This window comes from Ruegeria sp. AP12, from assembly GCF_056540025.1.
The window spans coordinates 301,508-321,767 of the sequence record NZ_JBQFVZ010000001.1; the positions used below are offsets into that span (position 1 = coordinate 301,508).

The following is a 20,260-nucleotide window of genomic DNA, read 5'->3' on the forward strand; positions in this document are numbered from 1 at the left end:
AGGCGCGTGGTGTCACGCGCCTGCATCACTTGATCAAGCGGCTTTGGCTTCGGGGTCGAAGCGGCCATAGAAGGTCTGACCCTTCTCGGCCATCTCACGCAGCAGCGGCGGGCAGGCAAAACGCTCGCCATAGGCTGCGGCCAGTTGGTCGCAACGCTCGGCGGCGTAAGGCGCGCCGATGATGTCAAGCCAGCTCAGCGGACCACCGGACCACGGCGCAAAGCCCCAGGCCAGAATGGCGCCCACATCGCCTTCGCGGATGTCTTCCAGTACACCCTCTTCCAGCGCGCGCACCGCTTCCAGAACCTGCGCGAACATCAGACGTTCCTGCACTTCGATCAGGTCGGGCTGATCCTCGGCCAGCGGATACTTGTCCTGCAGGCCGTTCCAGTACCCGACGCGCTTGCCCTTTTCGTCATAGTCAAAGAAGCCTGCGTTCGATTTGCGGCCCAGACGGCCCTGTTCTTCCATCCAGAAGATCAGATCGTCCGAGGGGCTTTCGGGATAGGCATCGCCCATCGCCGCCTTGGTGGCACGGGCGATCTTGGCCCCCAGATCGATCGAGGTCTCATCAGTCAGCTGAACCGGACCCACCGGGAAGCCCAGTTGCCGCGCGGCGTTGTCGATCAGCACGGGGCTGACGCCCTCGGTGATCATGCGCGCACCTTCGTTGATGTAGGGGATGATGCAGCGGTTGCAGTAGAAGAAGCGTGCATCGTTGACCACGATGGGCGTCTTCTTGATCTGGCGCACATAGTCCAGCGCCTTGGCGACCGCGCGATCCCCGGTTTCCTTGCCCTTGATGATCTCGACCAGGAACATCTTCTCGACCGGCGAGAAGAAGTGGATGCCGATGAACTGATCCGGACGCGCCGAGGCTTTGGCCAGATCGGTGATCGGCAGGGTCGAGGTGTTCGAGGCAAAGATGCAATCCTCGGGGATGATCGCTTCGACCTTCTTTGTCATCTCGGCCTTGACGCCCATGTCTTCGAAGACGGCTTCGATGATCAGGTCACAGCCTTTCAGGTTGTCCAGATCCGGGGTCGCGGTGATGCGGCCCAGCATGGCCTCTTTCTTTTCAGCGGTGACCTTGCCGCGCTTCATGCCCTTGTCCAGATAGGTCTCGGTATAGGCCTTGCCCTTGTCGGCGGCTGCTTGATCACGGTCGACCAGAACCACTTCCATACCGGCCTGCGCCGACACCAGCGCGATGCCCGCACCCATCATGCCCGCGCCCAGAACGCCGATCTTCTTGACCGACTGATCGGGAACACCAGCGGGACGCACAGCGCCTTTTTCCAGCGCTTCCTTGTTCAGGAACAGCGAGCGGATCATGGCACCCGAGGACGGGTTCATCAGCACGGATGTGAACCAGCGCGCCTCGATCTTCAGCGCGGTGTCGAAATCGACCAGAGCGCCCTCATAAACCGCGCTCAGCAGCGCCTTGGCAGCCGGGAAGGCGCCTTGGGTCTTGCCATGCACCATCGCCGAGGCTCCGACGAAGTTCATGAAGCCCGCAGGATGGTAGGGCGCGCCGCCGGGCATCTTGTAGCCCTTGGCGTCCCAGGGCTTGACGATGTCGCCGTCCTTGGCATTCAGCACCCATTCCTTGGCCGCAGCCATCGGGTCTTCGGCGATCTCATCGATATAGCCTGCGCCCTTGGCTTTCTTGACGTCCAGCATCTTGCCTTCCAGCAACAGTGGAGCCGCCGCGATCGCGCCAACCTTGCGCACCATCCGCGTGGTGCCGCCCGCGCCGGGGAAGATGCCGACCATAATCTCGGGCAGGCCGAACTTTGCCTTGGGGTTTTCGGCGGCAAAGATGCGGTGCGTGGACAGCGGCAGTTCCATACCGATGCCCGCGGCGGTGCCGGGCAGAACGGTGGCAATCGGCTTGCCGCCCTTCTTGGTCTTGGGGTCCATGCCCGCAAGCTCGATCTTGCGCAGCAGGGCGTGCATCTGCATCGTGCCCTCGAACAGACCCTTGGCCGGATCGTCGCCCGCCTGTTCCTTCATCACCGCCAGCAGGTTCAGGTCCATGCCACCGGCAAACGACCCTTCCTTGCCCGAGGTGATGACGATGCCCTTGACCGCGTCATCGGCCAGCGCATCATCGATGCAGCTGCTCAGTTGCGCCAGCCCGTCAAAGGACATCACGTTCATGGTTTTCCCGGGCACATTCCAGGTGATGACGCCCACGCCATCAGAGTCTTTTGTCAGAGTGAATTCAGTCATTGTCATCTCCAATCTGGTCAGCCGTCAGCGGGCTGCCGTCTTTGCGGGTAAAGCGAAAGCCGTCGGCATCGAACTTCACCATCATGTCTAGGTCGCTGTAATAGCCGGTCTCGGTCGGGGTCCGTGTGCCCACCACCAGAAAGGTCGCGGGCGCATCGGTTTTGTTCACAAGGTGGTGGCCGTTGGCCTCACCTGCGGGAAAAGCGGCGCAATCACCGGGCTGCATCTCATGCTCACCATCATCGTCGATCAGGGTACAGGTGCCGCTGAGGACGATGGCGAACTCGTCCTGTTCCATGTGATAATGGCGCAGCGAGGACAGCCCCTGCGGTTCCAGCCGCACGATGTTGACCCCGTACTGGGTCAGCCCGCCAGCATCCCCCACAGGCTGGACAAAGCGGCCATCGCCTGCCTTTGCCAGCTTGCCGGGATAGCCCGAACCGCCCCTGAATGAGATCTGAGAGAGATCCAGCTTGGGCATCAGACCCTCTCGATGATGGTTGCCGCACCCATGCCGGACGCGATGCAAAGCGTTGCCAGACCCATTTCCTTGTCCTGACGCTCAAGCTCGTCCAGCAGCGTGCCGATGATCATCGCACCGGTTGCGCCCAGCGGGTGACCCATCGCGATCGAGCCGCCATTTGGGTTGACCAGCGCCGGATCGACGTCAAACGCCTGCTGGAACCGCAGCACGACCGAGGCGAAGGCTTCGTTCACTTCGAACAGGTCCAGATCGCTGATCTTCATGCCATTGTCGGCCAGAATCTTCTCTGTCACCGGAACAGGGCCGGTCAGCATGATGGTCGGATCGGTGCCGATCTTGGCGGTCGCCTTGATACGCGCGCGCGGTTTCAGGCCGTATTTCTCGCCAAACTCCTTGTTGCCGATCAGCACAGCAGCGGCCCCATCCACGATGCCCGAGCTGTTGCCCGCGTGGTGGACGTGGTTGATCTTTTCCAGATGCGGGTATTTCAGCATCGCTACCTTGTCAAAGCCCGGCATCTGCTCGCCCATCATCTGGAAGGACGGGTTCAGCGAACCAAGGCTTTGCATGTCGGTGCCGGGGCGCATGTACTCGTCGCGGTCCAGAATGGTCAGCCCGTTCTGATCCTTGACGGTGATGACCGATTTCTCGAACCGGTTGTCCGCCCAGGCCTCTGCGGCACGGCGCTGCGATTCAACCGCCAGCGCGTCCGCGTCATCGCGAGTAAAACCATATTCGGTGGCAATGATGTCGGCCGAAATGCCCTGCGGCACGAAATAGGTGCCCATCGCCAGCGAGGGGTCCACGGCAATCGCCGCACCGTCGCTGCCCATGGCCACGCGGCCCATCATCTCGACACCGCCGGCGATATAGGCCTCGCCTGCGCCGCCTTTGACCTGGTTCGCCGCCAGGTTCACCGCTTCCATGCCCGAGGCGCAGAAACGGTTGATGGCCAGACCGGGGATCGATTCATCCAGATCCGAGGCCAGAACAGCCGAGCGCGCCAGACAGCCGCCTTGCTCCATCACCTGCGTGACGTTGCCCCAGATCACGTCCTCGACAGCGTGGCCTTCCAGATTGTTACGCTCTTTCATCGCGTTCAGGGTCAGGGCGGACAGGCGCACCGAGGTCACCTCGTGCAGGCTGCCATCCTTGCGGCCCTTGCCGCGCGGGGTGCGCAGGGCATCATATATGTAAGCTTCGGTCATGAGACTTCTCCTTAAGCTCGATCCGACGGGTTGCCGGGCATCAGGTCATAGGGGTGTTTCCAGCCGGGCTGTTCGCTGAGACGGGTCAGCCAGGCGTCGATATTGGGCCAGTCGGCACGGTCAAAGCCGAATGGTTCGGGATAATAGAGATAGCCGCAGCAGCTGAGATCGGCGTTGGTGACACCATCACCAACAATCCAGTCACGGCCTTCCAAATGGGCATTAAGGACTTCGTAAGCCGCTTTCAGACGGCCCTGATTAAACGCAATCACATCCGGGTTACGGTGTTTTTCCGGCAGGAAATTGACCAGAAACCGCGTCAACCCGGCCATCGAGCTGAGCTTGTGGTTGTCCCACAACACCCAGCGAAGGATTTCGTAGTTCTCGTCACGGTCCTTACCGCCGAACTTGCCGGATTTTTCGGTCACATAAGCCTGAATGGCGCCGGACTGACTGGTGCGAAAATCGCCATCGACAAGAAACGGGGATTCGCCCATCTCGTTTGCGTCCTTGCGGAACTCTGGCGTGCGGGTCTCACCGTTGAAGAAATCGACAAAGACCGGCTCCCACTGCAGCCCGGACATCTCCAACGCCAGCGCCGCCTTGTAGCTGTTTCCGCTTTCTCCGAAGCAGTGCAGTTTGATCGTCATGCGATTGCCCCTCCCAAGGCGCATGTGGTCAGGTTGGAATTGAGTATTTGTAAAAAGATGAAGTGGCGACGTTTACCATTTATCAAACCGGATCTGTTTCACTCGGCTTGCGGTACAGGCTGGAGAGCCGATGACCGCAAAAGGTGAAGTCGTCCCTGTCCTGATGGCGAGTGCGCCCGGTGGCAGGGGCGCATCACGTCTTCATCTTTTCAGAAATACTCCCGCCGGAGGCGTCCGGCCGTAAGGCCGTAGCAGGCAGTTGGTTGGTGCGTGCCCTCACCGTTTTCGCGCTTCCAGCTCAGAGTTGAAGATGCGCAGCCGGTGGGTCAGATTCTCCTCGTCAATCACGCTGTTGAAGTTCTCGAACAGAAAGGATAGCGCCTCACCTTCATCCAGACCGGCCTCACGGGCAAAACCCTTGAGCTTGCGATACCCGTCTTCAGTCATGGCGACCGGAAAACGGCGGGTCAGGCGAAAACGTTTTGGCATCTTGTATCCTCTCAATAGCTGGGTCCGGGCATGAGCGCCCGGACCCAGACTGAGATCAGAAGCTCGCCGCGTCCAGAGCCATCACAGTGTCTGCGCCGGTCTGGATACGGGCCAGATGCAGCGCCGTGGCGGGCAGGCGGCGGGCCATGTAGAAGCGGCCGGTGTTGATCTTGGTCTCGTAGAACTCTTTGTCCGACGCACCACCGTCCAAGGCACCCTGCGCGGCCTTGGCCATCTGTGCCCACATCAGGCCCAGGCAGACATGGCCGAACATATGCATGAAGTCATAGGACCCCGACAGCGCGTTGTTGGGGTTCTTCATGCCCTGCTGCATGAAGTACATGCCAGCGGCCTGCAGATCCTTCGACGCCGCCTTCAGCGGTTCGATGAACGCCTTGTCATAAGCTTCGTCCTGGCCACCGTTTTCCTTGCAGAAACCCTTGACCATTTCGAAGAAGGCCATCACGTGCTTGCCGCCATCCTGTGCCAGTTTGCGGCCCACCAGATCCAGCGCCTGAACGCCGTTGGCGCCTTCGTAGATCTGGGCGATACGGGCGTCGCGGGTGTATTGCGACATGCCCCATTCCTCGATGTAGCCGTGGCCGCCATAGACCTGCTGCGCCTGAACCGTCATGTCGTAACCCTGATCGGTCAGGAAGCCCTTGATCACCGGTGTCAGCAGCGAAATCAGACCGTCCGCGTCCTTGTCACCCGAGCGATGCGCCTTGTCGATCATCGTCGCGCCCCACAGGATGAACGCGCGCGCGCCTTCGGTAAAGCTTTTCTGATCCATCAGGTTGCGGCGGATGTCGGGGTGCACGATCAGCGGATCGGCGGGGCCGTCCGGGTTTTTCACGCCGGTCACGTCGCGGCCCTGCAGGCGGTCCTTGGCGTATTCGACGGCGTTCTGATAGGCGGCCTCGGCCTGCGCCAGACCCTGCATGCCCACACCCAGACGCGCTTCGTTCATCATGGTGAACATGGCGCGCATGCCTTTGTGTTGGTCGCCCAGCAGCCAGCCGGTCGCCTCGTCATAGTTCATCACACAGGTCGAGTTGCCGTGGATGCCCATTTTTTCTTCGATCTTGCCGACCGAAACACCGTTGCGCTCGCCCGGGGTGCCGTCTTCGTTCACGATGAATTTGGGCACGATGAACAGCGACACGCCTTTGATGCCTTCGGGGCCACCGGGGATCTTGGCCAGCACCAGATGGATGATGTTGTTGGACATGTCGTGATCGCCGGCCGAGATAAAGATCTTCTGGCCCGAGACCTTATAGCTGCCGTCTTCCTGCGGTTCCGCCTTGGTGCGCATCAGGCCCAGATCGGTGCCGCAATGCGGTTCGGTCAGGTTCATGGTGCCGGTCCATTCGCAGCTGACCATGTTGGGCAGGTATTTGTTCTTTTGCTCGTCCGAACCGTGCGCCAGAATGGCCGAGGCCGCGCCGTGGGTCAGGCCCTGATACATGGTGAAGGCCTGGTTCGCGGCCGAGAACATCTCGCCCACAGCAGTACCGATGACATAGGGCATGTTCTGGCCGCCATATTCTTCCGGCATGTCGAGGCCAGTCCAGCCACCTTCTTTCACCTGCTCGAAAGCGTCCTTGAACCCGGTCGGCGTGTAGACGATGCCGTTTTCCAGCCGACACCCTTCCGTGTCGCCCACGGTGTTCAGCGGATGCAGCACATTCGCGGCAACTTTGCCTGCTTCTTCCAGAACTGCGCCGGTAAATTCGGCTTCCAGTTCATCATAGCCGGGAATATCCGACTGCGAGACTTTCAGAACGTCATGCAGGATGAACTGCGTGTCTTTGGTAGGCGCGTTATACACGGGCATGGAAAGCTCCCTTAATTCATATTTCCAGCCGGCAGGCCGAAGTTACTCGGCTGCCTTTTTTTCCTGTTTCATCGAGGCGATGACTTTTTCGCCCCAACGCAACTGTTCTTTCAGATCGTCGATTGCCTGCGTCAGTTCTTCGCGGCGCGATTCCATGTCTGCCAGACGGTCGCACGCGATCTCATAGGTGCGGGTCATCTGGGTCAGTTGCTGATCGCCCACATGGTACAGATCCAGAAGCTGGCGAATTTCCTCCAGGCTGAACCCGAACCGCTTGCCGCGCAGAATCAGCTTCAGCCGCGCGCGGTCGCGTTTGGTGAACAGGCGTTTCTGACCCTCGCGGATCGGAAACAGCAGTTCCTTCGCCTCGTAGAACCGCAAGGTACGGGGCGTGACATCATAGGTCTCGCACATCTCACGGATGGTCATCAGATCTTCGGTCATTCGTCATACTCTCGTCACTGGCGTCACTGGACATGACTTGCGCAGTTGCTGGTCGCTTTACAACATGAGAGTGACGTTTACGTAATCCAAACGCTGCGTCATTTCCAAGTTGACGTAACTTCCGAACGCGTAAACAGACTCAGGGGCAATTTTATTTCCCCCGCGTCAACCGGGAATCGGGGCGGACGCCGCCAAAACGACTGGCAGATTTATGGGCGCTTGCGGCACCCGGCAGGCATTGAGCCTGTCAGTTCAGAGATTTTGCTGTCTGGTCGCGCAGGCGCTTGAGCTCGCCCATCGCCTCGTCCAGTTGCTGGCGTTGCTGGTTCAGTTCGTCCATCTGGCGGTCGGCCATTTCGACAAAGGCAGCCATTTGCGCCTCGTTGCCCTGATCTTCATAGATCAGCAGCCACTGACGAATCTCTTCCAGCGGAAAACCGAATTTGCGCCCGCGCATGATCAGCGTCATGCGCGCACATTCGCGGGGGCCGTAAAACCGCGACCGGCCTTCCCGATCGGGCTGCAACAACTCGATATACTCGTAGTAACGCAGGGTACGCGGAGTCACATCGTACTCAGCGCACATCTCTTTGAATGACAAACGGTTGTCGGACATTCCTGGTCTCCTTGGCAGCACCGTAGGGTGTCATGAGGACGAGCGCAACAGGCGGGCTTGCCCTTTGCATCGTCCGCGGCTCATAAAGGGGCAACTTGACGACAGGAGCCAAATGTATGGCGGATATCTCAAAATTTGCGCGCCAGTTCATCCAGGCCATTCCTCACGCACAGGCACTTGGGTTAGAGCTGACGTATATTAACAATGGTGAAGCGGAAATCACCATGCCTTACAACGAGGCGCTGGTTGGCGATCCCCGGACCGGTGTCATTCATGGTGGTGCCGTATCGACAATGCTGGACACGTGCTGCGGCGCAGCGGTGATGAGCAATCCGGTGAAGCCGACAAGCACCGCAACCATCGATCTGAGGATAGATTACATGCGCGCCGCAAAGCCGGGCCAGACCATCACGACACGCGCCAAATGCTATCATATCACGCGGAACGTGGCCTTTGTGCGGGCCACGGCAACCGATGAAGATCAGGACAATCCGGTCGCCACCGCATCGGGTGCCTTCACCGTGGAGGTCAAGTAAATGGCGCGTGCACGTCCCGAACCCATGCAGGTTGTCAAACAGCGCCGGGATGCCGCGCTGACCGCTTTGGTCGAAGGTGTTCCGTATATCCGCTTTCTCAATATCAGCTTCGACCGGCGTGGCGATGAGCTGACCGGCGTTCTGAATTTTGACGAAAAGTTGATCGGAAACCCGCTATTGCCCGCCCTGCACGGTGGCGTGACGGCGGCGTTTCTTGAAGTCACAGCCCTTATTACCCTAAGCTGGGAACGTCTGTTCCCCCGGATCGAAAGCGGTGAGCTGGATGTTGCGGATATTCTGAAATCGGAAGAGACACGCTTTCCCAAGACGATCGATTTCACGGTGGATTTCCTGCGCTCAGGCCTGCCGCGCGACGCCTATGCCCGCGCCTTTATCAACCGATCCGGTCGGCGTTATGCCTCGGTTCGGGTCGAGGCCTGGCAGGACAATCACGACAAGTTGTTCGCGCAGGGCACAGGGCATTTCCTGATCCCCCAAAGCCGCTCTGACAAGAGCTAAGGAATGCACGATGCCCCGGCACCCATAACGCACGGGCGGGTGCTGAAGATCGCGGTTCCGATTGTGCTGTCCAATATGACGGTGCCGATTCTGGGTGCGGTGGACACGGGCGTTGTCGGGCAGATGGGTCAGGCCGCGCCGATAGGGGCAGTGGGGATCGGCGCTGTGATCCTGTCTGCGGTCTACTGGATTTTCGGTTTTCTGCGCATGGGCACCACCGGTCTTGCCGCGCAGGCGCGCGGGGCAGGGGATTTGGCCGAGATGCGTGCCCTGTTGATCCGGGGGCTGATGCTGGGTGCGGCGGCGGGGCTGGTTTTCATCGTTGCACAGGTTGCGATTTTCAGCGGCGCGTTTCTGCTGTCTCCGGCCAGCCCCGAGGTCGAGGCGCTGTCCCGTGCCTATCTTGAAATTCGGATCTGGGGGGCGCCAGCCACCATCGCGCTTTACGCGGTGACCGGATGGCTGATCGCGGTCGAGCGGACGCGGGGCGTGTTCCTGCTGCAAATCTGGATGAACGGGCTGAATATCGCTCTGGACCTGTGGTTTGTTCTGGGTCTCGGCTGGGGCGTTGAAGGCGTCGCCATCGCAACCCTGATCGCCGAGTGGACGGGGCTGGCGCTGGGGCTGTGGTTGTGCCGCGACGGGTTCCGGAACCGGATCTGGCGGGATTGGGCCCGTATCTTCGATGCGGCCCGTCTGCGGCGGATGCTTCAGGTGAACAGCGATATCATGATCCGCTCGGTCCTGTTGACCGGGTCATTCACAACGTTCCTGTTTGTTGGGGCCGATCTGGGCGATGTCAATCTGGCCGCCAATCAGGTGTTGTTGCAATTTCTGGAAATCACCGCCTTTGCGCTGGACGGGTTTGCGTTTTCTGCCGAGGCGCTGGTCGGTGGCGCAGTTGGCGCGCGGGACCGGTTTCAGGTCCGCCGCGCCTCTGTCGTGTCGTCGCAATGGGGCGTCGGCGGGGCCGTTCTGCTGGGCGGGGTTTTCTTTTTCGCCGGACCTGCGCTGATCGATCTGATGTCCACCTCGCCCGAGGTACGCGAGGCCGGGCGCGTGTTCCTGTTCTGGGCGGCGATTGCCCCGGTCATTGGCGTGGCAAGCTGGATGTTTGACGGCATCTATATCGGCGCCACCTGGACCCGCGAGATGCGCAATGCGATGCTGCAATCGGTGGCCATCTACGTCGTGGCCCTGTTCCTGCTGGTGCCCAGCTTCGGCAACCACGGTTTGTGGGCCGCGCTTATGGTCCTGAACCTTGCGCGCGGCGTGACAATGGGCTGGCGCTATCCCCGGCTTGAGGCTCAGGTCGCTTAAAGCAGGTCCAGCAGGTTTTCCGGTGGGCGCCCGATGGCGGCTTTGCCCCCGGCGATAGCAAGGGGGCGTTCGATCAGGATCGGGTTCTCGGCCATGGCCTTGATCAGCTCTGCGTCCGGTGCATCTTTTGACAGGCCCAATTCCTTGAATCGCTTCTCGCCCGTGCGCATCATCTGAACAGCGGATACGCCCAGAAGGACCTGAGCCGCGCGCAGTTCCTCGACCGAGGGCGCATCTTCAAGATATTTCCGAACCTGAACCTCCGCACCGCGCTCTTCCAGCAGTGCCAGACCCGTGCGGGATTTTGAACAGCGCGGGTTGTGCCAATATTCGATCACAGCCAATCCTCTCGTTTGCTACCCACGGCCTGCGCCACCGAGTCGAACCCGTCACGCGCCAGCAGGGCATCCAGCCCCTGCGCGATCTCCGCAGCCAGCGACAGACCGCCATAGACCATTGCGGTATAGAACTGCACCGCGGACGCCCCGGCGCAAATCTTGGCATAGGCTTGTTCCGCCGTGCTGACGCCGCCGACGCCGATCAGAGGGATGTTGCCGCCGGTGAGGTGACTCAACCGGGCCAGCACGCGTGTCGATTTCTCGAACAAGGGCGCACCCGACAGGCCGCCTTTTTCGTCCTTGTGCGCACTGCGCAGACCGTCACGGGACAGGGTGGTGTTGGTTGCGATCACAGCGTCCACGCCGGTCTCGGCGGCGACCTCGGCGATGTCCTGCAATTCGGCCTCGGTCAGATCGGGCGCGATTTTCAGGAAGATGGGCAGGGGGCGGGGCAGGGCATTGCGCGTCTCGATGACGCCGCTCAGCAGCGCACCAAGCGCGGCTTTGCCCTGAAGATCGCGCAGCTTTTCGGTGTTCGGGGACGACACGTTAACGGTGGCAAAATCCAGATGCTCGGCGCAATGGGCCAGCACTTTGGCGAAATCTCCCGGCCGGTCGTCGCTGTCTTTATTCGCCCCAAGGTTCAGGCCGATCACAGCATCCTTGGGACGGTTAGCCAACCGTCCGGCCATGACCTCCATTCCGTCATTGTTGAACCCAAAACGGTTGATGGCGGCCTTGTCCTCGATCAGGCGGAACAGGCGGGGCTTGGGATTGCCGGGCTGTGGGCGCGGGGTCACGGCCCCGACCTCGATAAACCCAAAGCCCGCGCGGGATAGAGGGGTCAGGACCTCTCCGTTCTTGTCAAATCCAGCGGCCAGCCCCACCGGGTTGGGCAGGCGCAGCCCCGCAACTTCGGTGCTCAGCCGGGCCGAGGTGATCGGCCCCGGCGCAGGGGCCAGCCCGGCTTTCAGTGCCTTGATCGACAGCCCATGGGCGGTTTCCGGATCCATCCGGCGCAGGGCGGCCAGCCCAAGTTTTTCGGTCAGTTTCATCCGAAGGATGCCCCGCCCTCGGTCGAACCGCAGCGGATCAGGCGCGAGGTTTCGACCGCCGCCTGACGATGCACAACGGCTTTCTGATAGTCGGGGTCGGTGACCATTTCCAAAAACACATGAGCGCTGGGATAACGGGCGATGAACACTGCATCCCACGCTTCATCCGTCGGTCCGATCAGGGTTGCCTGAAACACGCCGCGCCACAGGATCGACGCGCCCAACCGGGCAATGATGGGGGCGGTCTCAAGCCCGTATTTGCCATAGGCATCCGCCCCGGTCAGGTCGGCCCCGGCCAGTTCGTGACCCGCCGGATAGGCGGCCTTGGCGCGAAACTTGACCAGATTCAACATCTCGATGGGGTGATCGCGATCCAGCGTCTTGAAGGTTTCGAATTGCTCGCGTTCGGGATCGATATAGGCGGTCATGCCATCTCCTTCGGGAAGTGGTGGGTTTGGCCATCAAAGGGCAGCGCGCGCGACCAGACCACATCACTCATGCGGATCTGGCGATAGAGATGTGGGAACAGGGCCCCGCCGCGCGACACCTCCCATTTCAGGTCATCGCCCATGGCATCCGCGTCGCAGGCCAACAGGGTCAGCCCCTCGATACCGGCGAAATGCTTGGCTGCGGTTTCAGCCGCCTGTTCAGCGGTGGAAAAATGCACGAACCCGTCGGACAGATCGATCGGAGCCCCGTCCGATGCCCCATTGGCCTGCAACTCGGCCCATTCATCGGCCCGGAAAATTTTGTAGATCAGCATGTCTTGGGTGATGCCTCGCGCTGCGGGGGGAATCAAGTCGGATTTGCCCCTTTGACTCTTTCCCGTCCACAGCGCACGATCTGCGCAATCAAAGATAGGGAGTATTCAAATGTTGACCCGTTTCCTAACATCGGCCGCCGTGTTGGCCCTGACCGCAGGTGTTGCGGCGGCTGAGTATAAGCTGACGATTTTGCACACAAACGACATTCACAGCCGCATCGAGTCGATCAACAAATACGATTCCACCTGTGACGCCGAAGACGAGGCCGAGGGCAAGTGTTTCGGCGGCGTGGCCCGGCTGAAAACAGCCGTGGACGCCAAGCGGGCCGAGCTGGCGGATGAAAACGTGCTGCTTCTGGATGCAGGTGACCCGTTCCAGGGCTCGCTGTTCTACACCACCTACAAGGGCGCGGCCGAGGCCGAGTTCATGGAAGGTATCGGCTATGATGTCATGGCGGTCGGCAACCACGAGTTCGACGATGGCCCCGAAGGTCTTGCCGCTTTCATCGACGCGGTCAGCTTCCCGGTGATCTCGGGCAATCTGGATCTGTCGAATTCTGCTGAGCTGAAGGACAAGGTGCAAAACCACGTGGTTCTTGAGGTTGGCGGCCAGAAGATCGGCATCATCTCGGCGCTGGCAACGGATACGGTCGATACCTCCAGCCCCGGCAAGGACGTGGTGTTTCAGGACGAAATCGAAAGCCTGAAGGCCGACGTCGCGGCGCTGCAGGAAGACGGCGTGAACATCATCATCGCGCTGAACCATGTGGGTCTGGCCAAAGATCTGGAGATCGCCGAACAGGTTCCCGACTTGGATCTTGTCGTTGGCGGCCATTCGCACACGCTGTTGTCGAACACGGACGAAGGTGCTGCGGGCGCCTATCCGACGATGGTGGGCGATGTGCCGGTGGTGCAGGCCTATGCCTATTCGAAATATCTGGGCGAAGTGGTTCTGACCTTCGACGATGACGGCAATCTGATTTCCGCAGAGGGCGAGCCGATCCTGCTGGACGCCTCGGTCACTCCTGACCCGGATGTCGCAGCGCGTGTCGCCGAAATGGGCGCACCGATTGAAGAGATGAAGCAGCGTGTGGTTGCTGAAACCGGTGCAGCGGTCGAAGGGTCGCGCGATATTTGCCGGGTGCAGGAATGCGAGATGGGCAACCTTGTCGCCGATGCGATGCTGGCGCGGGTTGCGGATCAGGGGGCCCGGATCGCCATTGCAAACTCGGGCGGTCTGCGCGCCTCGATTGACGAAGGCGAAGTGACCATGGGCGAGGTCCTGACGGTTCTGCCGTTCCAGAACACGCTGTCGACCTTCGAGATCAGCGGACAGGGCGTCATTGACGCGTTGGAAAACGGTGTCAGTCAGGTGGAAGAAGTCAAAGGCCGCTTTCCGCAGGTTGCCGGTATGACCTTCACCTGGGATCCCTCGGTCGCGCCGAACGAAGGCCGTATCACCGAGGTGATGGTTGCCGAAGGTGACGGATTTGTGCCGATCGATCCAGCGGCGACCTATCTGGTCGTGACCAACAACTACGTGCGCAACGGTGGTGACGGGTACAGCATGTTTGAAGGCGACGACAAGAACGCTTATGATTTTGGTCCTGATCTGGCGGATGTGACAGCGGAATATCTGGCCGAAAACGCACCGTATACGCCTTATGTAGATGGGCGTATCAAGCAGAAGTAAGGCGCTGGTATATCAAAGAAAGCCGCATCATTTCGATGCGGCTTTTTTCGTTTGGATCAGCTGAAATCGTACTCAGGCCACAGATCGGGATCGAACCCGTCCAGCATGGGCTGAATATGCTCGGCGACGGCGCGCCAGCCACCGATCGACTTGGTCGAGATCTTGTTGCGCACCTGATCGATACTGGCTGTTCGCACTTGTTTCGTATTGTCCTCGGGGCGCACCATCGCGGGGTGCCATTCAATCTCGCAGAACGCGGCGATGTCTCTGCTGTAGGTTTCCGGGTCGGCAACCAGTTTTTCATAAGGCACGGTCAGGATGCGGCCGGCAAACGCGGCATCCCAATGCGCCATGTACCGACGGTACAGGTTGGCCGTATGCGCAATCGACTCCAGGTTCGAGGCATAGTTCATGCCGCCGGCCGGGAAACGCCGAATCCATTTTGACAGGCCAACATCCCGAGGATCGCGCAACATATTGATAACTTTCGCGTTCGGGAACGCCGCAAGGACGAAGCCGACGCGCTGGAAGTTATGGGGCATTTTGTCGACAAAGGCTGTCGAATCCTCGGGGATCGGCGGCATTAGCTCACGAAACTGCTGTGCGAACTCGCGTGCTGCATCCGCGTCGAAAGCGCGTTCGCCCGATTGGAACTCGACAGACAGATCCGCCGCCAAAGTCAGTTCGCCACAACCCGCGATACCGGGCGCGGCGCTGAGCATCATTTCCATCAACGTTGTGCCAGAGCGGGGCTGCCCGATCACGAAAATCGGGGCGGGGGCCTCGACCAGATCAGAACTGACTGATGGCTCGCCAACCGGAAACAGGTTCGTAATCGTGTTAAACTTCTTATCTTCCGCCGCAAAATGGTAGGGATTGGTTCCGTGCTGCGTCGCGTTGGCTTGCGCGAAATGCGGCATCGCCGCACCCAGCCCGTCAATCTTCGAGGTCAGGTGGGCCTTTGCGAATTGAAGCTCTTGCAAGTCGTGATCACTGGCATCTATCGCCGCTTCAACCTTGTTCAAAAGGGCAGAGGCATTACCCTTGTCGGCAATGGTCGACAATTGCAGCAACGCGTTCTTGTGGTTCGGGTCCTTGTCCACAATCGCGCGAAAAAGCGTGCCAGAGCCCTCTTTGTCGCCGCTTTGGTGCAAGGTAACTGCTTTGGCAAAGGCGACTGCCGGATTCTCGGCGTCCAACTCGAATGCGCGTGAGACATCGCGCGTATTTTCCTCCACAAAGCCGATCCTTGCGAAAGCACGCGCCCTTTTGATCAGCAGATCAGCATTATCGGGATCATTGGCCAGTTTCTGCGTCGCGTAGTCGATGATCGACCGCCAGTTGCTGCCCTTCAGCGAAATCTCTTCGATGACCCGCGCAAGTTCCTTGTTGTTCGGAAACTTCTCGGATTTTTGTTCCGCATAGGTCAGCGCGCGCTCGATCTGGCCGGTCTGCATCAACGCATTTGCAAGGTTCTCGACAAATTGCGGGTCTTCCGGCTTCATACGCGAGGCTTCGACGAATTGCGGGATCGAGCGTTTGTATTGCTTCATCTCGGTCAGGACGAACCCGGCGATGGCGCGAAAATCGCAGTCCTTCGGGAATTTCTTGATCCCCAGCTCGGCCTTTTTCAACGCCTGTGGCAGTTTTCCTGCCTCCAAAAGCTCGATTGCCTTGTCTTTCAGGGATTTCGCCGTTTGATTTTTCATGTCACCCCATGAGACCTTGTGCCTGAATGAAACACTTTCGAGGGTTCATTACCCATGTGCGGACGGTTTGCAATAACTCTTCCCAATGATGCCATGGCACAGCTTTTTGCCGCCAGGCCTGCCAATGCCTTGCCTGCCGTCACCAACTACAACATTTGCCCGACAAATCAGGTCCACGCCGTGCGGTTGGGTGAGGGCGGTCGGCAGTTGGACGCGCTGCGGTGGGGATTTCTGCCCCGTTGGTACAAGACCGAAACCGCAGGGCCCTTGTTGATCAACGCCCGCGCTGAAACACTGGCTGAAAAACCCGCTTTTCGCGATGCCTGCCGCGCGCGACGGTGCCTGATCGTAGCCACCGGTTTCTACGAATGGACCAAGACGGAACAGGGCACCCGTCTGCCCTGGTATATTCATCGCAAAGATGGGGCTCCCATCGCGTTTGCAGGGGTCTGGCAGGATTGGGGCCCTGATGACGCCCGGCAATCCACCTGCGCCATCGTCACCACGCAGGCAAACCAAAACCTGTCGGCCATTCACCACCGGATGCCCTTGATCCTTGAACCAGACGATTGGTCCTTGTGGTTGGGTGAGGCAGGCAAAGGTGCCGCGCGGCTGATGACGCCCGGAGCCGAGGATGTGTTGGAGTTTCACCGGGTCGACCCGGCCGTCAATTCCAACCGCGCGTCCGGCCCCGAATTGATCAAGGCAATCGAAGAATGAGCGCTGACAGGCTTTCCATAGGTCGCGCGGACAGCTAGATCGTTGCCATGGCTTTGAAATTCTCTGATCTCACACAGCTTTATACGCATGGGTTCGACACCGTGATCGACGTGCGCAGCCCGGCAGAGTTTGCCGAAGATCACCTGCCCGGTGCGATCAACCTGCCTGTTTTGGACAATGAAGAACGCGCGCGGGTGGGAACGATCTACAAACAGCAAAGCCCGTTTCTGGCCCGCAAGCTTGGGGCCGCGTTGGTGTTTCGGAACGCGGCCAATCACATCGAACACAGGCTCAGCCATCATGAGGGCAACTGGCGTCCACTGGTCTATTGCTGGCGCGGCGGTCAGCGCTCGGGCTCATTCACATGGACATTGCAGCAGATCGGGTGGCGGGCCGAAGTGGTAGAGGGCGGGTATCGCACCTATCGCCGTTTGGTGAATGCCTATCTGTATGACCAACCGCTGCCGTTTCGGCTGGTGGCGTTGGATGGATATACCGGGACCGCCAAAACCGACCTGTTGCATTGTCTGAACCAGCGAGGTGTTCAGGTCGTCGATCTGGAAGGTCTGGCCAATCATCGCGGGTCTTTGCTGGGGGAAAGGCCGGGCGGGCAGCCCAGCCAGAAGGCTTTTGAATCCGCTCTCTCTGCCGCTTTCTGCGCTTTGGACCCGGCACGCCCGGTTGTGGTCGAGGCGGAGTCGTCCAAAATCGGAGAGCGCATATTGCCGCCCAGCGTCTGGACCGCGATGTGCAACGCGCCGCGCATTCACGTCAGCGCCCCGATTGAGGCTCGCGCAGCCTATCTCGCCCGCGCATATGACGACATCCTGTCGGACACCGAACGTCTGCGCGACCGGCTGTCACCGCTGCGCCTCCATCGTGGGCACGAGGTTGTTGATGGGTGGTTGCACCTGATCAATGCCGGGGACAAACCGGCCTTGACCCGCGCCCTGATGGAGCAGCATTACGATCCCGCCTACACCAAGTCCCGACGGTCTTTTGCGACCGACACACTGGCGCAGATCGAGGTCGCGCGCTTAGATGAGCCGGGCTTGAATGCGGCAGCCGCCCGGATCGAACGGGCTCTGGATCAGCTTTGAAGCCGCAGGCCCGATGCTTCGGTCAAGTAACCGATGCGCACCGCCGGATAACCGGCGTTTTGCAGGTCTTCCAACACCGCGTCGGCATCGTCAGGCGCGATGGCTGCCAGCAACCCACCTGCGGTTTGAGGGTCGAACAACAGCGCCGCCTTGCCGTCCGAGGGAAGTTCGGGCGCGATTGATCTGTTATCCGCGAACAAGGTGGAATGCATACCGCTGTCGCTCAGGTCCAAGGCCCCGGGCATTGCAGGAACAGCCTCCAGATCCAGAACCGCGCCACAGCCCGAGGCGTCGCACATGCCCTTCAGGTGACCCGCCAAACCGAATCCGGTGACGTCGGTCATAGCATGAGCGTCGGCCAGAATATGCGACGCAGCGCCCTGCGGTTGCGTCATGATCTCGTAGGCTTTTGCCACGCTGGCACCATCGGCGCGCTGCGCCATTTCCGCAGCCATCATGACGCCGCTGCCAATAGGCTTGGTCAGGATCAGCACATCCCCCGGTCGGCCACCGGCCAGAGTGATCGGCGTATCCCGGCACAAACCCGTCAGCGTAAACCCAATCGTCATCTCATCGCCCATCGAAGAGTGACCGCCGACAATCTCGGCCCCGGCCTTTCGCATGACCTCGTTGGCGGTGGTCATGATCTCGCTCAGGGTGCGTTCCTGTAATGCTGCGGACATGCGGGGCAGGATCAGTGTCGCCGTCGCAGCCTGCGGTTCGGCCCCCATGGCCCAAATATCCCCCAAAGCATGCACCGCCGCGATACACGTCATCAGCACCGGGTCATTGGTCATGCTGCGCAAATGGTCTGAGGTCATGACCTGCCGCACCCCACCCGTCGTCAAAAGCGCAGCGTCGTCTCCGGGCAGGGGCGTCACGTCGGTCCGGGTTGGATCAGGCAAAGCCGCCAGCGCCTGTTGCAATGCACCGCGCCCAACCTTGGCCCCGCAGCCGCCGCACATGGGTTTGTCGCCCAGTGCCTCCGTCACTCCTGCCGCATGATCGCGCGGCAGTTCCGGGGCTTGCATCGCGGGAAGATCGCGGAACTTATTCATAAAACTCTGATCGATGTGGTTCTTCCACCGCCACATCAATGCGCCGCTGAACGAGGTGCCCAGCCGCTCGCCCAATGCGGATTTGCCGCCCAGAGAGATCAGTTTCAGGTAATCCTTTTGCGGCATATAGCGCCGCATCGTCCCGGCCCCCAGCGCCGCCCGCAGGTTGTGAAACAGAACCGGGGCTTCACGCACCGCATAAACGCCCGCCTTGGGGCGTGGGTTTTCCGTCAGATGGGCACAGTCCCCAGCGGCGAAAACGGCCGGATGGCTGGATTGAAGGTGGCCGTTCACCCGTATGAACCCGTCCTGCAGGTCCAGCCCGGTGCGGGTGATCCAGTCATAGGGGCGGGCCCCTGCGGCTCCGGTTACGAACTGGGCCTCGATCTGGCGACCATCCTGCAACGCCACATGATCGGCGGCGATTTCCTTGATCGCGGTCTGTTCCAGCACCTCGACGCCAAGCCCGGCCATTGCCCGGCGGATCGTCGCGGCGGCTTTGGGTCCGGTCGCTGTCAGGGCCGAGGCATTGTCGATCAGCGTCACCTGCGCCGCGCGCTTGCGGGATTTCAAGGCATGGGCCATGGCCATGGCCAGCTCGACACCCGCAACCCCTCCGCCGATCACGGCAACCGATGCGGGGCCGCTGCCATCCAGATACGCAGCCCAACGGGCGGCGAAAGGGCCCAAGGGTTTGGCAGGCACCGCGTGTTGGGCAAAGCCGGGCAGGGCGGGCATGTCCGAGGTAATCCCGACGTTGACCGAGGCCACGTCGAACGCCACCGGCGGACGCCCCGGTACATGAACGCAGCGCTGTGTGGTATCGATGCCATCGACCGCCCCCAGAATGACCCGCGCACCGGCAAATCGGGCCAGCTTTACCAGATCGATATCCAGTTCCCACCGGGCATAGTGCCCCGCGACATGGCCGGGCAGCATCCCGGAATAAGGCGCGGTCGGGCCGGGGTTGATCACTGTCACCCGTGCACCGGGCAGCGGGTTCATCCCCCATTTGCGCAGCAACAGCGCGTGGGTGTGGCCTCCGCCAATCAGAACCAGATCACGGGTCAGGGGCAGCGGAGGTCTATTCATCAGGATCAGTTCGTACTGTGGTCAGGGACGTCTTCGACCTGCTCGACCGCGTGGGTGGCCCAAAGCTCATCCTCACCCGCGTCCGGCAGATCCTCGGGCTTTTCATGGCGATGTATGTGCCATTTGGCAATGAACAGGGCCGTGATCGGGGCGGTCAGGAACAGAAACAGGGTGATCAGCAACTCGTGCAGGGAAAGTTTGCCTTCCAACAAGACAGAATGCGCGATCGAGGCCAGCAGCACGCCGCCAACCCCCAGCGTGGTCGCTTTGGTGGGTGCGTGCAGACGCGACATCGGGTCCTTCAGTTTGATCATCCCGAAAGAGCCCACAAAGCCGAAGATGCCAGACATGATCAGGAAGGCTGCAATCAGAAGTTCGACGAGAAAAGTCATGC

At 60.5% G+C, this 20,260-nt stretch carries 21 protein-coding genes; 6 read left to right on the forward strand and 15 right to left on the reverse strand.

Annotated features, from left to right (window positions below; all coding sequences use genetic code 11):
• Positions 1–33: 33 nt before the first annotated feature.
• From ACR0E6_RS01500 to ACR0E6_RS01535, 8 genes are all read right to left on the reverse strand, one after another.
• Positions 34–2,235, reverse strand: coding sequence for a 3-hydroxyacyl-CoA dehydrogenase NAD-binding domain-containing protein (locus tag ACR0E6_RS01500; protein WP_480580474.1), 2,202 nt, complete (start codon positions 2,233–2,235; stop codon positions 34–36).
• On the reverse strand, positions 2,228–2,716 hold the full coding sequence (locus ACR0E6_RS01505; RefSeq protein WP_480580476.1) for a cupin domain-containing protein: 489 nt from the start codon (positions 2,714–2,716) through the stop codon (positions 2,228–2,230). The genes ACR0E6_RS01500 and ACR0E6_RS01505 overlap by 8 nt, the downstream gene beginning before the upstream one ends.
• Positions 2,716–3,927: an acetyl-CoA C-acetyltransferase gene (locus tag ACR0E6_RS01510; RefSeq protein WP_170449347.1), complete on the reverse strand. Its 1,212-nt coding sequence runs from the start codon at positions 3,925–3,927 to the stop codon at positions 2,716–2,718. Before ACR0E6_RS01510 ends, ACR0E6_RS01505 begins: the two co-directional genes overlap by 1 nt.
• 11 nt (positions 3,928–3,938) lie before the next feature.
• Positions 3,939–4,577 carry a glutathione S-transferase family protein gene (locus tag ACR0E6_RS01515; RefSeq protein WP_480580478.1) on the reverse strand — a complete coding sequence of 213 codons (639 nt, stop codon included), beginning with the start codon at positions 4,575–4,577 and terminating at the stop codon, positions 3,939–3,941.
• Between the two features lie 276 nt (positions 4,578–4,853).
• Positions 4,854–5,066 carry a hypothetical protein gene (locus ACR0E6_RS01520; protein ID WP_005981899.1) on the reverse strand — a complete coding sequence of 71 codons (213 nt, stop codon included), beginning with the start codon at positions 5,064–5,066 and terminating at the stop codon, positions 4,854–4,856.
• A gap of 55 nt (positions 5,067–5,121) precedes the next feature.
• The gene (locus tag ACR0E6_RS01525; protein WP_480580480.1) at positions 5,122–6,903 is read right to left on the reverse strand and encodes an acyl-CoA dehydrogenase C-terminal domain-containing protein; all 1,782 of its coding nucleotides are present in this window, start codon (positions 6,901–6,903) and stop codon (positions 5,122–5,124) included.
• Between the two features lie 42 nt (positions 6,904–6,945).
• Positions 6,946–7,347 (reverse strand): MerR family transcriptional regulator, encoded by a 402-nt coding sequence (locus tag ACR0E6_RS01530; protein WP_170449353.1) that lies wholly within the window; start codon positions 7,345–7,347, stop codon positions 6,946–6,948.
• A gap of 247 nt (positions 7,348–7,594) precedes the next feature.
• Complete coding sequence (locus tag ACR0E6_RS01535) at positions 7,595–7,963, reverse strand: MerR family transcriptional regulator (protein WP_170449355.1); 369 nt, start codon at positions 7,961–7,963, stop codon at positions 7,595–7,597.
• A gap of 116 nt (positions 7,964–8,079) precedes the next feature.
• Here ACR0E6_RS01535 and ACR0E6_RS01540 point away from each other — a divergent pair, with 116 nt between their 5' ends.
• The 3 genes from ACR0E6_RS01540 to ACR0E6_RS01550 are packed head-to-tail and all read left to right on the forward strand — an operon-like array spanning position 8,080 to position 10,338.
• Positions 8,080–8,499 (forward strand): PaaI family thioesterase, encoded by a 420-nt coding sequence (locus tag ACR0E6_RS01540; RefSeq protein ID WP_170524846.1) that lies wholly within the window; start codon positions 8,080–8,082, stop codon positions 8,497–8,499.
• A complete protein-coding gene (locus ACR0E6_RS01545) occupies positions 8,500–9,018 on the forward strand; it encodes a PaaI family thioesterase (protein ID WP_170449359.1) in 519 nt (172 codons plus the stop codon).
• 3 nt (positions 9,019–9,021) lie between these two features.
• Positions 9,022–10,338, forward strand: coding sequence for an MATE family efflux transporter (locus tag ACR0E6_RS01550; protein WP_480580483.1), 1,317 nt, complete (start codon positions 9,022–9,024; stop codon positions 10,336–10,338).
• Here the strand turns inward: ACR0E6_RS01550 and arsC are convergent.
• Genes arsC through ACR0E6_RS01570 form a run of 4 tightly spaced genes read right to left on the reverse strand, consistent with a single transcriptional unit; the run spans position 10,335 to position 12,494 of the window.
• Positions 10,335–10,676 (reverse strand): arsenate reductase (glutaredoxin), encoded by a 342-nt coding sequence (arsC, locus tag ACR0E6_RS01555; protein ID WP_480580485.1) that lies wholly within the window; start codon positions 10,674–10,676, stop codon positions 10,335–10,337. The two genes, ACR0E6_RS01550 and arsC, sit on opposite strands and share 4 nt — an antisense overlap.
• A complete protein-coding gene (locus tag ACR0E6_RS01560; RefSeq protein ID WP_480580487.1) occupies positions 10,673–11,731 on the reverse strand; it encodes a quinone-dependent dihydroorotate dehydrogenase in 1,059 nt (352 codons plus the stop codon). The genes arsC and ACR0E6_RS01560 overlap by 4 nt, the downstream gene beginning before the upstream one ends.
• Positions 11,728–12,159 carry a DUF1330 domain-containing protein gene (locus ACR0E6_RS01565; RefSeq protein WP_170524835.1) on the reverse strand — a complete coding sequence of 144 codons (432 nt, stop codon included), beginning with the start codon at positions 12,157–12,159 and terminating at the stop codon, positions 11,728–11,730. Before ACR0E6_RS01565 ends, ACR0E6_RS01560 begins: the two co-directional genes overlap by 4 nt.
• Positions 12,156–12,494, reverse strand: a complete 339-nt coding sequence (locus ACR0E6_RS01570) for a DUF952 domain-containing protein (protein ID WP_170524832.1) — start codon at positions 12,492–12,494, stop codon at positions 12,156–12,158. The genes ACR0E6_RS01565 and ACR0E6_RS01570 overlap by 4 nt, the downstream gene beginning before the upstream one ends.
• A gap of 109 nt (positions 12,495–12,603) precedes the next feature.
• Between ACR0E6_RS01570 and ACR0E6_RS01575 the strand changes: the two genes are divergently transcribed.
• A complete protein-coding gene (locus tag ACR0E6_RS01575; RefSeq protein WP_480580490.1) occupies positions 12,604–14,187 on the forward strand; it encodes a bifunctional metallophosphatase/5'-nucleotidase in 1,584 nt (527 codons plus the stop codon).
• Positions 14,188–14,243: 56 nt separating this feature from the next.
• Here ACR0E6_RS01575 and ACR0E6_RS01580 read toward each other — a convergent pair whose 3' ends face one another.
• Positions 14,244–15,896, reverse strand: coding sequence for a tetratricopeptide repeat-containing sulfotransferase family protein (locus tag ACR0E6_RS01580; protein ID WP_480580492.1), 1,653 nt, complete (start codon positions 15,894–15,896; stop codon positions 14,244–14,246).
• A 54-nt stretch (positions 15,897–15,950) separates the two neighbouring features.
• Between ACR0E6_RS01580 and ACR0E6_RS01585 the strand changes: the two genes are divergently transcribed.
• Entirely contained in the window at positions 15,951–16,616 is a 666-nt protein-coding gene (locus tag ACR0E6_RS01585) for an SOS response-associated peptidase (protein WP_480580494.1), read from the forward strand.
• 47 nt (positions 16,617–16,663) lie between these two features.
• Entirely contained in the window at positions 16,664–17,716 is a 1,053-nt protein-coding gene (mnmH, locus tag ACR0E6_RS01590) for a tRNA 2-selenouridine(34) synthase MnmH (protein ID WP_480580495.1), read from the forward strand.
• Here the strand turns inward: mnmH and selD are convergent.
• Both selD and ACR0E6_RS01600 read right to left on the reverse strand, forming a co-directional pair.
• Positions 17,707–19,866: a selenide, water dikinase SelD gene (gene selD, locus ACR0E6_RS01595; protein WP_480580497.1), complete on the reverse strand. Its 2,160-nt coding sequence runs from the start codon at positions 19,864–19,866 to the stop codon at positions 17,707–17,709. The genes mnmH and selD overlap by 10 nt on opposite strands.
• A 5-nt stretch (positions 19,867–19,871) precedes the next feature.
• A complete protein-coding gene (locus ACR0E6_RS01600; RefSeq protein WP_170524815.1) occupies positions 19,872–20,258 on the reverse strand; it encodes a Na+/H+ antiporter subunit G in 387 nt (128 codons plus the stop codon).
• Between the last annotated feature and the right edge of the window lie 2 nt (positions 20,259–20,260).

Excerpts from the sequence above, each read along its gene's own strand:
- ACR0E6_RS01520 (WP_005981899.1), bottom strand. The coding sequence starts at position 5,066 with ATGCCAAAACGTTTTCGCCTGACCCGCCGTTTTCCGGTCGCCATGACT.
- selD (WP_480580497.1), bottom strand. The coding sequence starts at position 19,866 with ATGAATAGACCTCCGCTGCCCCTGACCCGTGATCTGGTTCTGATTGGC.
- ACR0E6_RS01570 (WP_170524832.1), bottom strand. The coding sequence starts at position 12,494 with ATGCTGATCTACAAAATTTTCCGGGCCGATGAATGGGCCGAGTTGCAG.
- ACR0E6_RS01505 (WP_480580476.1), bottom strand. The coding sequence starts at position 2,716 with ATGCCCAAGCTGGATCTCTCTCAGATCTCATTCAGGGGCGGTTCGGGC.
- ACR0E6_RS01575 (WP_480580490.1), top strand. The coding sequence starts at position 12,604 with ATGTTGACCCGTTTCCTAACATCGGCCGCCGTGTTGGCCCTGACCGCA.
- ACR0E6_RS01600 (WP_170524815.1), bottom strand. The coding sequence starts at position 20,258 with ATGACTTTTCTCGTCGAACTTCTGATTGCAGCCTTCCTGATCATGTCT.
- ACR0E6_RS01510 (WP_170449347.1), bottom strand. The coding sequence starts at position 3,927 with ATGACCGAAGCTTACATATATGATGCCCTGCGCACCCCGCGCGGCAAG.
- ACR0E6_RS01525 (WP_480580480.1), bottom strand. The coding sequence starts at position 6,903 with ATGCCCGTGTATAACGCGCCTACCAAAGACACGCAGTTCATCCTGCAT.
- ACR0E6_RS01530 (WP_170449353.1), bottom strand. The coding sequence starts at position 7,347 with ATGACCGAAGATCTGATGACCATCCGTGAGATGTGCGAGACCTATGAT.
- ACR0E6_RS01565 (WP_170524835.1), bottom strand. The coding sequence starts at position 12,159 with ATGACCGCCTATATCGATCCCGAACGCGAGCAATTCGAAACCTTCAAG.
- ACR0E6_RS01540 (WP_170524846.1), top strand. The coding sequence starts at position 8,080 with ATGGCGGATATCTCAAAATTTGCGCGCCAGTTCATCCAGGCCATTCCT.
- ACR0E6_RS01500 (WP_480580474.1), bottom strand. The coding sequence starts at position 2,235 with ATGACTGAATTCACTCTGACAAAAGACTCTGATGGCGTGGGCGTCATC.
- ACR0E6_RS01580 (WP_480580492.1), bottom strand. The coding sequence starts at position 15,896 with ATGAAAAATCAAACGGCGAAATCCCTGAAAGACAAGGCAATCGAGCTT.
- ACR0E6_RS01515 (WP_480580478.1), bottom strand. The coding sequence starts at position 4,577 with ATGACGATCAAACTGCACTGCTTCGGAGAAAGCGGAAACAGCTACAAG.
- ACR0E6_RS01550 (WP_480580483.1), top strand. The coding sequence starts at position 9,022 with ATGCACGATGCCCCGGCACCCATAACGCACGGGCGGGTGCTGAAGATC.
- mnmH (WP_480580495.1), top strand. The coding sequence starts at position 16,664 with ATGGCTTTGAAATTCTCTGATCTCACACAGCTTTATACGCATGGGTTC.
- ACR0E6_RS01545 (WP_170449359.1), top strand. The coding sequence starts at position 8,500 with ATGGCGCGTGCACGTCCCGAACCCATGCAGGTTGTCAAACAGCGCCGG.
- ACR0E6_RS01535 (WP_170449355.1), bottom strand. The coding sequence starts at position 7,963 with ATGTCCGACAACCGTTTGTCATTCAAAGAGATGTGCGCTGAGTACGAT.
- ACR0E6_RS01560 (WP_480580487.1), bottom strand. The coding sequence starts at position 11,731 with ATGAAACTGACCGAAAAACTTGGGCTGGCCGCCCTGCGCCGGATGGAT.
- ACR0E6_RS01585 (WP_480580494.1), top strand. The coding sequence starts at position 15,951 with ATGTGCGGACGGTTTGCAATAACTCTTCCCAATGATGCCATGGCACAG.